Origin of the sequence: Streptomyces sp. NBC_01471, assembly GCF_041438865.1 — a bacterium.
Taxonomy (GTDB): domain Bacteria; phylum Actinomycetota; class Actinomycetes; order Streptomycetales; family Streptomycetaceae; genus Streptomyces.
On record NZ_CP109450.1, the window covers coordinates 5,182,673 to 5,196,266 of the forward strand.

The following is a 13,594-nucleotide window of genomic DNA, read 5'->3' on the forward strand; positions in this document are numbered from 1 at the left end:
CCCGGAGGTCCGGCGGGTCCGGTCTCCGGGCGGTGTGCGGCGGTCGGTTCCCCGCCGCGGGATTCCGGCCACCGTCCATTGTCCCGCCCCACGCAAGAGGCCGCCCACGGCGACGGCCGCACCGCGTCACAGCCGGTACGGCACCCGGTGTTCGGCGAGGTGGGCCAGTACCGCGTGGTTCGCCTCCCAGCCGTCGGGGCTGTGTCTGTTGGCCGCCTGCGGCGGTGTGCCGGACTCCGTCCGGCGTTCACGGGGTCCATGGCACCCGGTGTTCGGCGAGGTGGGCCAGTACCGCGTGGTTCGCCTCCCAGCCGTCAGGGAACTTCACCGTCACGCCCAGCTGCACCGGCTCGGTCGACGGGTGTTCGTCCAGCAGCTCGGTCACCCCCTCCCGGCACACCACGACGCAGGCATGCCGGTGCCGCGATGCCAGGACGCAGAGCCTGCCCGTCTCCAGGTGGAAGGCCGTCGCGTCCGGGCGGCCCGACAGCGGGTGCAGCACCACCGTGACGTCGAACTCCCGGCCCTGGAGACGGTTGGCCGTATCGACCGCGACGCCCGTCACCCCGAGCTCCGCGAGCGCCGCCCGTACCGCGGCTGCCTGATCGCGATGGGCCGTACCGACCGCGATACGGTCCGCCGTCAGCGGCACCGGATCCGGCGACTGCTCGCTCACCGCCGCACCGCCGCGGTCGAGCAGCCGCCGGACGACCAGGGCCACCGCCCGTACCGCCTCCGGGTCCGTACGCGGTGTGTGCCGGGCGGGCAGTTCCAGCAGGCCCCAGCCCGCCTCCGCCGCCTCGTCCAGTACCCGGTCGGGGCCCGAACCGTCCGACGCCACCCCGAAGGTCAGCCGCCGGTCGCCGTGGTCCGTACCGCTGCGGAACGGCGTGTACGGGTAGAAAGCGTCCGAGACCAGCGGCGCCGCCGAAGCGGGCAGCCGCCAGGAGACCGGCAGCCGGTGTTGCGGCAGCTCCGGATTGTGCGCGAGCAGGGTGGAGACCGCGCTGGACGACGGGTCGTAAGCCAGCCCCGCCCACTGCTCGGCGCCGACCACGCTGAACGGGTCGAGCTGGCCGGGATCGCCCACGAACAACGCCCGTTCGAACAGGCCGGCCACGGCCAGCAACGCGTCCGAGCGCATCTGGTACGCCTCGTCCACGATCGCGTGCCGCCAGGGCTCGACACCTTTCACATGCGCCCATTTCGCGGCCGTCGAGATCACCACGTCGAGCCCGGCGAGATCCGCCGCCTTGGCGGACTTGCGGACGTTCGGCAGGTCGTCCAGGGCTCTGTCGTACGGGTCGGGGTCGCTGCTGTGCAGTCGGCCGACCGGCAGCTCCGGGTCCTTCCCGGCAAGGCGGATGACCAGGTCGTCCACCTGTGCGTTGGTCTGTGCGACCACCATCAGGGGCCGCCCGGCGGCGGCCAGCTCACGGGCCGCGCGCACCACGAGCGTCGACTTGCCCGCGCCCGGCGGGGAGTCGACCACCACTCCCGGGGCGGTGCCGTGCAGGGTGTCGTCGAGGATGGCCCGCGTCGCGCGGGCCGCCTCCGCGCCGGGATCGAAGGTCACAGCAGGTCCTCGGGGGTGACGGGGTCGGGAAGTGTCGCAGGGGCGGCGGTGTCCGGCGGCCCGCCGTGGGTCCACGGGGTGTCCTCCTGCGCGGGCAGCTCGGGCCCGCCCCGCGAGCTGTGCTCGAACAGCGTCCAGCACAGCCGGTCGCCCTTCTCCGGCACGGTCCCCGGGGCCGGATCCTTGGCGCGGCCCATGCCGTTGGTCAGCCGCAGTACCAGCGAGCCGTCCTCCTCGTACCGGACGAACTCGGCCGTCTGCGCCTTCGGCGGGTCGCCCGGGAGCGCGCGGTGGACCTTGACCCGCTCCCCGATGTGCGGGGTGTCATCGGTGCGGAGCGTCACCAGGGGGCGCGGGCTCGGGCGCTTCGACTCGCTCCACGCCATCACCACATCCGTCACCTCACCGGCGAACGCCTCGCCCGCGAGCCGCCGCCCGGCCATCACCAGCGGGTCGTCCAGGGCCTCCTGCGCCTCCAGCTGGGTCTGCGCGGTCTCGCGGGTGGCCAGTTTCTGGGCCGCCGTCACCGCGTCGTCCCGGCGCGGCTGCGGCGGCTCGCCCGCCCGCACCCGGTCCCGGTGGCCGGTGAACGACCAGCGGTCCCGGGTCCACCGCTCGCCGGCCCTGGCTCCCTCGGGCAGCTCGCGCAGCAGCCCGATCGCGTGCCACACCGCGTCCCAGGTGGGGCGCAGCTGCCCGGCAAGGAGCCGGCGGATCTCCCGCTCGGCCGTGGTCAGTTCACCGAGCCGGTCGTCGGCCGCCGGTCCGTCCTCGGCGGCGGACAGTGCCGAACGGGCCGCGTCGTACCGCTCCACCGCCGGGGCCAGCAGCCTGTTGTCGAAGGCCGGATCGGTGGCGGGCCCGGCAGGCGGGCAGAGCAGCTGCCCGTCCCGGTCGCGCCCCAGCTCGGCCCGGAGCGCGGCCTCGGCGCCGGACGCCCCCTCGGCCGGGTCGATCCAGGCGAGCAGTGCGCCGAGGTGCTGGTCCTCCAGGCTGCTCTGGCCGGTGGCCCAGTGACGGTTCAGCAGGTCGGTCGCGGCCAGCAGCAGTGAGGACCCGGGGACCCGGGCGCGCTCACCGTAGTGCGTCAGCCAGCGGCCGAGCAGCGGCACGCGGGGCGGTGCCGGATAGGGCGTCTCCGGGTCCTCCTCCGCCGTACGCCGGAAGCGCATCGACCGCCCGAGGAGCCGGACGAAGTCGATGCCCGCGCGGCCCGGCACGATCAGCTGCGGTGCGTCCGCGCACAGCTCGGTCTCGACCTTGACCTTCTTCTTGGTCTCCGGGTCGGTCTCGGAGCGCTCGGCGACCTCCACGTCGTCGGCGTACCCGTCGAGGTGGGGCAGGACGGCCTCGGCCAGCTCGGCGAGGAACGCGAACCGCAGATCCCGGTCGCGCGGCTGGGCGACGACCAGCAGCCTCGGCGCGCCGGGGTCGGTCCCGACGAGCGCCCCGAGCGGGGCGCCGGCCTCGCCCGCCGTGGTGAGCGGGACGAACACGAGCGGGTGCGCGGAGAGGTGCCGGTGGCGGACGGTGGCGGTGGGCTCCGCGCGGCCGGACCGCACGGCTTCCAGCCGGGCGAGCGTGCTGATCAGCGACATGCCGGTGCTCCTCCCGCCGATGCCGATGCCGATGCCGATGCCGATGCCGATGCCGACGCCAGCGCCTCCGCCCGCAGCACCGCGGCCCTGCGCAGCGCGGCCACCGTCGGGTCCGACGGGTCGCCCTCCTCGCCGTGTGCCGCGGCCAGCACCGCGTCGACCGTCGTCAGCCCGCCCAGCTCGCCGCGGGCTCCCCGGCCCAGCGCCTCCACCGCGCCCGCGTCACGGGCCCGGCCGCGGCAGTGGAAGGCCAGTTCGCATGCGGCCAGGCACTCCGGTGCGTACGCCGCACCGACCGATTCGACCGCCGCCGTGAGCTCGGCGGCCGGCAGACCGGGGTCGAAGGTGGTGCCTTCGGGCAGGGCCGCCGCGATGTCCTCGACACGGGTCAGCCGGGCCAGCTGACGGCGGGTCACCGCGAGCTGCTTGCGCACGTCGACGGCCGAGGCCGTCGGCAGGTTGGAGAAGTCCTTCGGGCAGACGAGGAGGATCCGGTCGTGCACCGTCGCGCTGTCCGCGCTGTCCGCGCTGTTGATGTGTGCCGCGATCCGCTCCAGCGCCAGCACGTACACCGCGGACTGGCGGGCTGCCGCCCCCACCTTGGCCGCGTCCGCCGACGCGTCGATCATCGGGAACGACTTGATCTCGATCACCGTCCAGCGCCCGGCCGGATCCACCACCACCGCGTCCGGCTCCAGATAGGCGGGCGAGCCCGCCACCTCCAGCGCCAGCATCGGGTGGTCGAACAGGGTCCACCCGCCGGCCTCCGTCGCCTCGCGCAGGGCCAGCGCCGTGCGGGCCGCGCGGCCCTCGGGGCCCGCCGCCGTGAGATCGGGGACCGTGACGTCCACCGGATCGGCCGTGCCCATGTGCTCCGCGAGCAGCCGCATCAGATCGGCGCCGCCGTCTGCCTTGACCCTCGCCTCGAAGGCGTTGCCCCGCATGAAGGCGAACTGGGACTGGCCGAAGGCCGAGGGGGAGCCGAGGGCCTGGGCGAGAACCGTCTTGTTCACCCCGGCGCCGTCGAGCAGCGCGCGCCGCTCGCAGCCGGGGTTGGCCGCGAGGGCCGCCAGCGCGCGGGCGTCCAGTGGCTGCGGCGCGACGGACGGGCCCCGCAGCTCAGCGAGCCGCTGTCGGAGTGCCGTCGTCGGCGGTGTCGCCTGCTGACGAGGAAGAGGCGGAGGAGGTCCGCTGCCCGGGGAATCGCTCACCCGGGGAAGTCTTGCATCCGGTACCGACAATCGGGGACGGACCGCCGGTCGTACGCGAGGAGAGGCGGGCCCGTATCCGGTCGGCCAGCCGCACCACGGGCCGGGCGAGCAGCAGCCCCACACCCATCACCGCGACCCCCGCGATCGCGTCGAGCAGATAGTGGTTGGCCGTGCCCAGCACCACGAAGGTGATGGTCAACGGGTAGAGCACCCCGAGTATTCGGGCCAGCGGCGTACGCCCGTGGCGCCACAGCATGATCCCGCACCACAGCGCCCATCCCACGTGCAGGCTCGGCATCGCGGCGAACTGGTTGGTCATCCCGCCCATTCCGCGCGGGGCGCTCGCGTCGTCGCCCCACCAGCCGTACGAGCTGTACTGCGCCATCGTGTCGACAAAACCCTCCGCCGGGGCGAGCAGCCGCGGCGGACAGGTCGGCGTCAGTGTGAACCCGATCAGGCCGAGCAGGGTGGACACCATCAGCCAGGTGCGCGCCATGCGGTACTGGGCGGGGCGGCGGCGGAAGAGCCAGATCAGGATGGCCGGGGTGACCACGTAGTGCAGCGAGGCATAGGCGAAGTCGGCGGGTATCCCGATGGCGGGGGTGTGCGTGAACAGCCTGTTCAGCGGGTGTTCGACGTTGATGTGCAGGAACTTCTCGGCGCGCAGCAGCGAAAGGCCGTGCTTGATCGCGTCCTCGGTGTTGCCGCGCGCCAGCAGCCGGCCCGATGAGTACGCGGTGTAGACGACAGCGATCACGAGGAGCTCTGTCCACCAGCGGGGCCGGTCACGGTTCGCGGTGTACGGCATCCGAATGCTCTCCATCGTCTGTTCAAACGGGGCCTGTCACCCGGCGTACCACCATAGGGCGTATGGAATGACAAGTTCAGGGGGCCCCTCTCTGCGGGGGCACGGTAGGGGGGACGCCAAGGACGTCCGCCGGGTTGCTCCCGGAACCCGTACGCGATGATGGGAGGAGCATCACCGCACGGGAAGAGAGAGCGTCATGGCACCCCGCATGCTGCTGGTCCGGCATGGACAGACCGCATGGTCGCTGTCCGGGAAACACACCGGCAGGACGGACATTCCGCTGCTCGGGGAGGGCCGCGAGGGAGCTGAGCTGCTGGGCGGGCGGCTGCACCGGGCGCCGTGGGGCGGGGTGCCGGAGGCCCGGGTGTTCACCAGCAGACTGCTACGGGCGAGCGAGACGTGCGCACTTGCCGGGTTCGGCGACCGTGCGGAGGAGTGGGACGCGCTCCTGGAGTGGAACTACGGAGCGTACGAAGGGCTCACCCCGGCCGAGATCCAGGCGGTCAGGCCCGGCTGGTTCATCTGGCGCGACGGCGCTCCGGACGGTGAGTCCGTGGCCGATGTCACCGCGCGCGCCGACGAGGCGATCGACCGGATCCGGACCGAAGGACGCGACGTCCTGGTCTTCGCTCACGGCCACATCCTGCGGGCGCTCGCCGCGCGCTGGCTCGGCTACGACCTGACGTTCGGCGCCCGGATCCGGCTGGCCCCGGCGTCGCTCTCGGTGCTGGGCTGGGCGTACGGCGATCCGGCGGTCGAGCGGTGGAACGACACCGGTCACCTGGAGCGGTGAGGGTCCCGCCCGGACAGGTACCTGGAGCCGTAACGGCCCCACCCGGATGGGGATATGCCATGTCAATCGTGGACGGACCGCATCGAACCGGCCGTTCGCGCGGCTCGGCTCAGACCAGCCTCGGGGTCGACGCGTGCCGCTCAAGGAAGGCCGACACCCCCGCGGTGCGGCGCTCCGGGAGCAGTCTGCGGGCCGTGCCCGCCAGCATGGCCTGGATACGGGACGACTGGACCTGGTCCAGCAGGTCGAGCACCTGGTGCCCGGCCGCCGCCGCCCGGTCGGGAGCGCCGGCCCTCGCCAGGTCGTCGGCGAGCTGCGCACGGTAGAGCGCCAGGTTCCGGGCGAAGTGCGGATCCTGGAGCTCCGCCGCGCGCTCGGCGTGCAGGGCCGCGCGCGGCCAGTCGTCCAGGGCCGACCAGCACTGCGCCTCCAGCATCTCCAGCTCGGCCTCGACGAAGAAGCTCATCCACTCCGGATCGGCGTCCGACGTGCCCTGCGCGAAGAGGGACTTGGCCCGTACCAGCCGCTCCGAACAGGCCGTACGGTCGCCAAGCCCCGCCCAGCCGCCCGCCTCCCGCAGGGTCAGCAGCGAGAGCAGCCGGGGCGACGACAGCTGCTTCGCCGCCTGCTCCCCGGCCTGCGCGGCCCGCACCGCCTCGCGCGGCCGCCCCGCGTCCCGCGCCAGGAACGCCGTGTTGCAGAAGGCGTGGGCCTCCAGCGCGGGATCACCGGACACCCGTGCCGTCGCCAGGGCCTCCGCGTAGTGGGACCGCGCGTCGTCGAAGCGGCCCGAGTCGTGCGCCAGCCACCCCACGGAGATGGCCAGTTCACCGGCGCCCGCGTGCAGCCGGTCGGCCGCGGACCGGCGGGCGGTGCCCGCGTCGAGCAGGGCGTAGGCGGCCTCCAGCGGCTGCGCCGCCCGCTGGTAGAGACCGGCGGCGCCATGCCGGTCGTCGAGCAGCCGGATCTGGCGTACGGCAGCTTCGACGGCGCTGACCTCCGCGTCGCCGACACGGCGCTGGGACGGTACGGGTGCCGGGCCGAGGCCCAGCGAAACGGCGGCCAGGGCGGCGGAACCGCCGGCCATGAATGCGCGACGCAGCACGTCGCTCTCCTCGGTGTGCTGGCTGGGGTGCTGGCTGGTGTGGGACTGGGGCGGCGGTTCGACGCCGGGATACGGGCCCCGGCCGCGTACCGCCCCGCGGTCGGAGAACCCCAGGTCCTTCAGGGTCGAACCGGGGAACATGTGCAGGAAGACCCGCTCGTACGCGTAGTTGGGACAGCGGATCTCGCCGGCCTCGACGCGCCCGATGTAGCGCGCGTCACAGGCGACCTGCTCGCCGATCTCGCGCGCGGCCCGGCGGATCGCCGCCGCGAACTCACCGGGCGAGCGCTGTCCGCGCAACTGCCGGAATGCCGGGTTGCGTACCTCCCGTGACGTCGCCATGGCTGAGCCCTCTCTGGCGGATGGTGCTGCCGGTCCGGACCGCTCCGGCGGGCAAAACGTATCGCCTGTGATGAGACACACACGCCCGGTATAGCTACAAAACGGATATCTCACCCACGATTTGCCATGAACTGCCATCCTTTATGGCGGCGCTGCGCCGTAGCCCTTGACGTTCGCAAGCGTTGAACCTTGCGGAGAACGAGGAGGGGTTGCCTTGTTGGAGACCGGTATCGAGATGAGCGGTTCGAGAACGACCGCCCGGCACAAGCCCAGTCAGGAGTTCAGCGCACCGCCCGACGGCGCGGCCGAACCGTGCGATCTGGTGACGGTCCCCGCACGGCAGGGGCTGGAGGCGGTGGACATCCTGCGCAGGGGAGCGGACTCGGCCGACGTCGGCCCGGTCCTGCACGACGGCGCCTGCGACACCCTCGGCTTCCTGGTGCCGCCCGGCACGGCCGACGGCTGGGACCTGCCGGGCAGCGCGTGTACGCAGACCAACGGCCGCGGGCTGCGGATCCCCGAGGAGCCGCCGGTCCGGGGCACCGGCTGGCTGCTGCCGCCCGAGACCGCGCCGGTCACCGATCCTTCGGTGCTCAGGGCGGCGCTCGGTGAGGCGGCGCGTCTGATCGAGGCGGCGGACAACCGCCGGTGAGCGGCCGGTACCGCTGAGCGCCACTGCTGCCGGACGCGCCACCGGGGAGCCGCGGTGCCGAGGGTGTCGCGATACTGGGGGAGTGGCGAAGAACAAGCGGCAGGGCCGTTCCGCACCGGAGTCCGTCGTCGAGCAGGTGGATGGCGGGGTCGCCGAGCTCAGGCCCGACCGCGACCGCCCGCGCGCCTGGACACTGCTGATCGACGGCGCCCCGCAGTCCCATGTGGACCTCGACGACCCCGCGTACCTCGACTTCGAGTACCAGCGCAGGCTCGGCCATGTCATCGACCTCGCGGGACCGCCCAGGCAGCCGCTGCACGTGGTGCATCTGGGCGGCGGGGCGTTCACCCTCGCCCGTTACGTCGCGGCGACCCGTCCCCGCTCCACCCAGCAGATCGCCGAGGTGGACGGCCCGCTGGTCCAGCTGGTGCGCAGGGTGCTGCCACTGGATCCCGGAGCCCGGATCCGCGTCCGCTCCACCGACGCCCGCGCCGCACTCGGGAAGATCCCCGACGGCTGGGCCGACCTGATCGTCGCGGATGTCTTCAGCGGCGCGCGCACCCCCGCGCATCTCACCAGTACGGAATTCCTCACCGAGGTCCGCAGGGCGCTGAAGCCGACGGGCTGGTACGCGGCGAACCTCACGGACGGCCCGCCGCTCACCTATCTGCGCGGCCAGATCGCGACCGCGGCGGAGACCTTCCCCGAACTGGCCCTGGCGGCCGAGCCGGCGGTACTGCGCGGCCGGAGGTTCGGGAACGCGGTACTGGTCGGGTCGGCGCTCCCGCTGCCCCTCGCCGAGCTGACCCGCCGGGTGGCGGGGGACGGGCACGCGGGACGGCTGGAGCACGGCCGGGGCCTGGCGGACTTCACGGGCGGGGCGCGGCCGGTGCGGGACGCGGACGCGCAGCCGTCACCCGCGCCGCCGCCGGCGGTCTTCGGGTAGCGGGGCTGCCGCCTTCAGCTGCTCGCACGGGATCGCGGGCAGGCCCGCCGCAGGCGAATGCCGCCCCGCAGCCTCAGTGGTCGTCGACCTCCACCGACGGCCTGTGCCCGTTCCACGTGCAGAACACCGACACCGACCGCTGCCCCTGCGTGAACGTCACCCGGATCCACTCCGACTGTTTCCAGACCCTCATCTGCCAGCCGTCCGCGGGAGTCGCCGACACCAGCCCCGCCGAGGTGGCCCCCAGATCGAAGACGACCCGGCCGCCCGAAGCCGTATAGCTCCGTACGTCACCGGATGAACCCGAAGAACCCGAAGAACCCGCGGATTCGTTCGAAGCTGAAGAAGGCGGCGAAGCGGGAGCCGAGGACGAAGGCGACGAGGAGGACGGCGGGGAAGAGCTCTCCGGCGGGTGCGCGGGGGAGGGGGAGGACGACCCGCCCCCCGGCGACCGGTCCGCGCCGGGAGACGCCGAATCCGGCTCCTCGGGCCGTTGCGTGGCCGATGACAGCAGCTCCGGGCTCCCCGCCACCGGAAGCGCCCGGGGCGGGTCGTAGGCCGTGCCCGCCATCACCGAATGGACCCCCCACCAGGTCAGCGTCGTCGCCGCGCCGGTGGCGAGCGACCATGCCAGGGCCTGTGTCAGTCGCCGGATCATCGCGCCATACTGCACCACCCGCCCCAGTGATGCCGCAACACGGTGAGAGGCCCACCCGGCTCCCCCGGATGGCGTACGGTGCCGCCCATGGCAAGTGTGCTCGTGGTCGAGGACGACCAGTTCGTACGCTCCGCCCTCATCCGGCACCTCACCGAGGCCTCCCACACCGTGCGGAGCGTCGGCACCGCCCTGGAGGCGTTGCGTGAGGTGGCCCATTTCGGCTTTGACCTGGTCATTCTCGATCTGGGTCTGCCCGATCTCGACGGGGCGGAAGCGCTGAAGATGCTGCGCGGCATCACCGACGTACCGGTGATCATCGCCACCGCGCGGGACGACGAGGCGGAGATCGTACGGCTGCTGAACGACGGCGCCGACGACTACCTCACCAAGCCCTTCTCGGTGGAGCATCTGTCGGCCCGGATGACGGCCGTCCTGCGCCGCTCCCGGAGCAGGTCCGGCGCCGAGCCGCCTCCGCGGCTGATCCGCGTCGGCGGGCTCTGCGTCGACCCGCTGCGCAGACAGGCGGAGCTGGACGGGGTACGGCTCGATCTGACCCGGCGGGAGTTCGACCTGCTGACCTTCCTCGCCGGACGGCCCGGCGTGGTCGTACCGCGCAAGGAACTGCTCGCCGAGGTGTGGCAGCAGTCGTACGGCGACGACCAGACCATCGACGTCCATCTCTCCTGGCTGCGCCGGAAACTCGGCGAGACCGCCGCGAGCCCGCGCTACCTGCACACGCTCCGGGGCGTCGGGGTGAAGCTGGAGCCGCCCCGATGAGGTGGGCGCTGGTCAAGGTGGCGCTGGCCGCCACCGCCATGGTCGTGGTCGCCTTCGCCCTTCCGCTCGGTCTGGTCATCAAGGAGATGGCCAGCGACCGGGCGTTCGCCGGCGCCGAGCGGAACGCGGCCGCCCTCGCCCCCACCCTCTCCATCACCACCGACCGCCTCCCGCTGGAGAAGGCGGTCGCCTCCACCCCCGCGGGCGCGGCCGGCCGGGTCGCCGTCCATGTGCCCGCGTCGGGCGAACCGGGCAGCCGGCCGACCGGGATAGGCCACCGGCGGGCAGCGGCCAAGGACATCGAGGCCGCCCGCAGCCAGGCCGTGATCACCGCCGTGCCCGGCGGCTCCGCACTCCTCCAGCCGACCGCGCTGCCCACCGGGCGGATCGCGGTCGTCGAGGTGTACGTACCGGAGGGCGAGGTCTCCAACGGCGTCGGCACCGCCTGGCTGGTCCTCGCCGGCGTCGGTGTCGCGCTGGTCGTCGGCTCGGTCGCCGTCGCCGACCGGCTGGGCGTACGGATGGTGCGCCCCGCGCAGCGGCTCGCGCGGGCGGCACACGACCTGGGCGAGGGCCGGCTGTCCGTACGGGTCCCCGAGGAGGGGCCGACCGAACTGCGCTCGGCCGCCGTCGCGTTCAACTCCATGGCCGACCAGGTCGTCCAACTCCTGGACAACGAACGCGAACTGGCCGCCGACCTCTCGCACCGGCTGCGCACTCCGCTCACCGTCCTGCGGCTCAACACGGCCTCGCTCGGCGACGGGCCGGCCGCCGAACAGACCCGCGCGGCCGTCGAGAAGCTGGAGCGGGAGGTCGACACGATCATCCGCACGGCCCGCGAACAGCGCCCGCAGACCCAGGGGCGGCAGAGCGCGGCCGGGGGCTGCGACGCCTCCGAGGTGATCCGCGAACGGATGGCCTTCTGGTCGGCGCTGGCGGAGGACGAGGGGCGCACGGTACGGCTGGCCGGAGTGGGCCGCACCGTACGCATCCCGGTCGCACGCTCCGAACTGGCCGCCGCACTCGACGCGTTGCTCGGCAACGTCTTCCGCCACACCCCCGAGGGCACCCCCTTCTCGGTGGACGTGCACCATGCGGAGGACGCCGTCATCGTGCTGGTGTCGGACGCCGGCGCGGGCATCGCCGACCCGGCGGCGGCCCTGGCGCGCGGCAACAGCGGCGGAAGGACGGGCTCCACGGGGCTCGGACTGGACATCGTGCGCCGGGTCGCCGAGTCGACCGGCGGAGACGTACGGATCGGACGCTCGGTCCTCGGCGGTACCGAGGTCCGGCTGTGGATCGCCCTCGACGGCGGCCGTACGGCCGTGGCCCACGGCCACCGGGTACGGGGCCGCAGGCGCGGAACGGCCCGGGGGTCCGTACCGGCTGAGAGGCCCTGATCAGGGCTGCGGCAACCCCCGGCATTAACCGCTCCCTTTGTCTTCCTTAAGCCCACCCTAAGATCCTCGGCTCCCCTCCTGAACCGCCCAATTGTCCGGTTCGGAGTCGCTAGCGTGCTGCCACACCCCCCACTTCCGTAACGCAGAGGCAGGCACGCCATGAGTACGACGACCCACCGGCGCAAGGTGAGCGGCAAGACCAAGGCGATGGGCGCGGTCGTGGCCGCAGCCGTCGCAGGGGGCGGCGCGTTCGCACTGACCGGTACCGCGCACGCCGCCGACGTGGGCGCCGCCTACACCAAGACCAGTGACTGGCAGGGCGGTTACACCGGCCAGTACGTCGTCAGCAACGACGCGGGCAAGGCGCTGACCGACTGGAAGCTGGAGTTCGACCTCCCCTCGGGCACGAAGCTCAGCTCGCTCTGGAACGCCGATTCCACCGTCGACGGACAGCACGTCACGGTGCGCCCGTCGAAGTGGGACAAGGCCGGTATCGCCGCGGGCAAGTCCCTCACCATCGGCTTCGTCACGTCGTCGGGCGCCACCGCGGGCGACCCCACCGGCTGCGTCATCGACGGCGCCAAGTGCTCGGTGGACAGCGGCGGCGCGCCTGCACCGAGCGGCCGGCCCACCGGGTCGTCGAAGCCGTCCGAGCCGTCCAGGGCGCCGCAGCCGCCGGCCAAGCCCACCTCGACCGCGGCACCGGCCGGGGGCGCGACCTCGAAGCCCGCGCCCGAGCCCACCAGGACCACCGCCACCGGAACGGGCACCTCGTCCGGTGCGGGCTTCGCCCCGTACGTCGACACCTCGCTCTACCCCGCGTACGACCTGCTCGACACCGCGACCAAGGCCGGCGTGAAGGAATTCAACCTGGCCTTCATCACCTCCGGCGGCAGCTGCGCCCCGCTCTGGGGCGGTGCCACCGGTCTCGGCGACGACAAGGTGGCCTCGCAGATCAGCGGGTTGCGGGCCAAGGGCGGTGACGTCCGGGTGTCCTTCGGCGGGGCCTCCGGCACCGAGCTGGGCGCGGCCTGCTCCTCCGCCGACGCGCTGGCCGCCGCGTACGGAAAGGTCATCGACACCTACAAGCTCACCAAGGTCGACTTCGACATCGAGGGCGGCGCGCTGCCGGACACCGCGGCCAACACCCGCCGCGCCCAGGCCATCGCGCAGCTCCAGAAGTCCCACCCGGGGCTGGACGTCTCGTTCACCCTGCCGGTGATGCCCGAGGGGCTCACCCAGCCCGGCGTGGATCTCGTTGCCAACGCGAAGAAGAACGGTGTCGACATCTCCGCGGTCAACATCATGGCGATGGACTACGGGCCCTCGTACAGCGGCGACATGGGTGACTACGCGACCCAGGCGGCGACCGCCACGCAGGCCCAGATCAAGGGGGTGCTCGGGCTGTCGGACGCCGCTGCCTGGAAGGCCGTCGCGGTCACCCCGATGATCGGTGTCAACGACGTCAACACCGAGAAGTTCACGGTGGACGACGCGAAGCAGCTGGCTGAGTTCGCCAAGGCGAAGGGGATCGGGCGGCTCTCGATGTGGTCCGGCGCGCGGGACAAGGAGTGCCCCGGCGGTGCGAAGGACTCGGCCGACCCGACGTGCTCGTCGGTCGTCCAGGACGACCTGGCCTTCACGAAGGCGTTCGCCGCGAACAGCTGACGCCACCTCCCCGAAGCGCCGTCTCCCTGACGGCGCAGCCTGATTGACGACGCAGCCTGA

At 73.0% G+C, this 13,594-nt stretch carries 13 protein-coding genes; 7 read left to right on the forward strand and 6 right to left on the reverse strand.

Annotated features, from left to right (window positions below):
- Positions 1 to 247: 247 nt before the first annotated feature.
- The 4 genes from OG285_RS23260 to OG285_RS23275 are packed head-to-tail and all read right to left on the reverse strand — an operon-like array spanning position 248 to position 5,208.
- Positions 248 to 1,576: an AAA family ATPase gene (locus OG285_RS23260; protein WP_371792092.1), complete on the reverse strand. Its 1,329-nt coding sequence runs from the start codon at positions 1,574 to 1,576 to the stop codon at positions 248 to 250.
- Positions 1,573 to 3,174 (reverse strand): hypothetical protein, encoded by a 1,602-nt coding sequence (locus tag OG285_RS23265; protein ID WP_371792093.1) that lies wholly within the window; start codon positions 3,172 to 3,174, stop codon positions 1,573 to 1,575. Before OG285_RS23265 ends, OG285_RS23260 begins: the two co-directional genes overlap by 4 nt.
- Complete coding sequence (locus OG285_RS23270; RefSeq protein WP_371792094.1) at positions 3,165 to 4,385, reverse strand: hypothetical protein; 1,221 nt, start codon at positions 4,383 to 4,385, stop codon at positions 3,165 to 3,167. The genes OG285_RS23265 and OG285_RS23270 overlap by 10 nt, the downstream gene beginning before the upstream one ends.
- A complete protein-coding gene (locus OG285_RS23275) occupies positions 4,294 to 5,208 on the reverse strand; it encodes a phosphatase PAP2 family protein (RefSeq protein ID WP_356833704.1) in 915 nt (304 codons plus the stop codon). Before OG285_RS23275 ends, OG285_RS23270 begins: the two co-directional genes overlap by 92 nt.
- A 181-nt stretch (positions 5,209 to 5,389) precedes the next feature.
- Here OG285_RS23275 and OG285_RS23280 point away from each other — a divergent pair, with 181 nt between their 5' ends.
- Complete coding sequence (locus OG285_RS23280; protein WP_356833706.1) at positions 5,390 to 5,986, forward strand: histidine phosphatase family protein; 597 nt, start codon at positions 5,390 to 5,392, stop codon at positions 5,984 to 5,986.
- A 109-nt stretch (positions 5,987 to 6,095) separates the two neighbouring features.
- Here OG285_RS23280 and OG285_RS23285 read toward each other — a convergent pair whose 3' ends face one another.
- Complete coding sequence (locus tag OG285_RS23285; protein WP_356833708.1) at positions 6,096 to 7,433, reverse strand: hypothetical protein; 1,338 nt, start codon at positions 7,431 to 7,433, stop codon at positions 6,096 to 6,098.
- 235 nt (positions 7,434 to 7,668) lie between these two features.
- Between OG285_RS23285 and OG285_RS23290 the strand changes: the two genes are divergently transcribed.
- From OG285_RS23290 to OG285_RS23300, 3 genes are all read left to right on the forward strand, one after another.
- Entirely contained in the window at positions 7,669 to 8,085 is a 417-nt protein-coding gene (locus OG285_RS23290; protein ID WP_371793592.1) for a hypothetical protein, read from the forward strand.
- Between the two features lie 82 nt (positions 8,086 to 8,167).
- A complete protein-coding gene (locus OG285_RS23295) occupies positions 8,168 to 9,031 on the forward strand; it encodes a fused MFS/spermidine synthase (protein ID WP_356833712.1) in 864 nt (287 codons plus the stop codon).
- Between the two features lie 116 nt (positions 9,032 to 9,147).
- Positions 9,148 to 9,312 (forward strand): hypothetical protein, encoded by a 165-nt coding sequence (locus OG285_RS23300; RefSeq protein WP_356833714.1) that lies wholly within the window; start codon positions 9,148 to 9,150, stop codon positions 9,310 to 9,312.
- A gap of 9 nt (positions 9,313 to 9,321) precedes the next feature.
- Here the strand turns inward: OG285_RS23300 and OG285_RS23305 are convergent, their stop codons facing one another.
- The gene (locus tag OG285_RS23305) at positions 9,322 to 9,621 is read right to left on the reverse strand and encodes a hypothetical protein (protein WP_356833716.1); all 300 of its coding nucleotides are present in this window, start codon (positions 9,619 to 9,621) and stop codon (positions 9,322 to 9,324) included.
- Positions 9,622 to 9,776: 155 nt separating this feature from the next.
- On the opposite strand from OG285_RS23305, the gene OG285_RS23310 reads away from it, so the two are divergent.
- The 3 genes from OG285_RS23310 (at position 9,777) to OG285_RS23320 (ending at position 13,534) form a co-directional block, all read left to right on the forward strand.
- Entirely contained in the window at positions 9,777 to 10,466 is a 690-nt protein-coding gene (locus tag OG285_RS23310; protein WP_356833718.1) for a response regulator transcription factor, read from the forward strand.
- Positions 10,463 to 11,866 carry a HAMP domain-containing sensor histidine kinase gene (locus OG285_RS23315; RefSeq protein ID WP_356833720.1) on the forward strand — a complete coding sequence of 468 codons (1,404 nt, stop codon included), beginning with the start codon at positions 10,463 to 10,465 and terminating at the stop codon, positions 11,864 to 11,866. Before OG285_RS23310 ends, OG285_RS23315 begins: the two co-directional genes overlap by 4 nt.
- 159 nt (positions 11,867 to 12,025) lie before the next feature.
- A complete protein-coding gene (locus OG285_RS23320; protein ID WP_371792095.1) occupies positions 12,026 to 13,534 on the forward strand; it encodes a cellulose binding domain-containing protein in 1,509 nt (502 codons plus the stop codon).
- Positions 13,535 to 13,594: the final 60 nt, after the last annotated feature.

Excerpts from the sequence above, each read along its gene's own strand:
- OG285_RS23265 (WP_371792093.1), bottom strand. The coding sequence starts at position 3,174 with ATGTCGCTGATCAGCACGCTCGCCCGGCTGGAAGCCGTGCGGTCCGGC.
- OG285_RS23275 (WP_356833704.1), bottom strand. The coding sequence starts at position 5,208 with ATGGAGAGCATTCGGATGCCGTACACCGCGAACCGTGACCGGCCCCGC.
- OG285_RS23280 (WP_356833706.1), top strand. The coding sequence starts at position 5,390 with ATGGCACCCCGCATGCTGCTGGTCCGGCATGGACAGACCGCATGGTCG.
- OG285_RS23285 (WP_356833708.1), bottom strand. The coding sequence starts at position 7,433 with ATGGCGACGTCACGGGAGGTACGCAACCCGGCATTCCGGCAGTTGCGC.
- OG285_RS23290 (WP_371793592.1), top strand. The coding sequence starts at position 7,669 with ATGAGCGGTTCGAGAACGACCGCCCGGCACAAGCCCAGTCAGGAGTTC.
- OG285_RS23310 (WP_356833718.1), top strand. The coding sequence starts at position 9,777 with ATGGCAAGTGTGCTCGTGGTCGAGGACGACCAGTTCGTACGCTCCGCC.
- OG285_RS23315 (WP_356833720.1), top strand. The coding sequence starts at position 10,463 with ATGAGGTGGGCGCTGGTCAAGGTGGCGCTGGCCGCCACCGCCATGGTC.
- OG285_RS23320 (WP_371792095.1), top strand. The coding sequence starts at position 12,026 with ATGAGTACGACGACCCACCGGCGCAAGGTGAGCGGCAAGACCAAGGCG.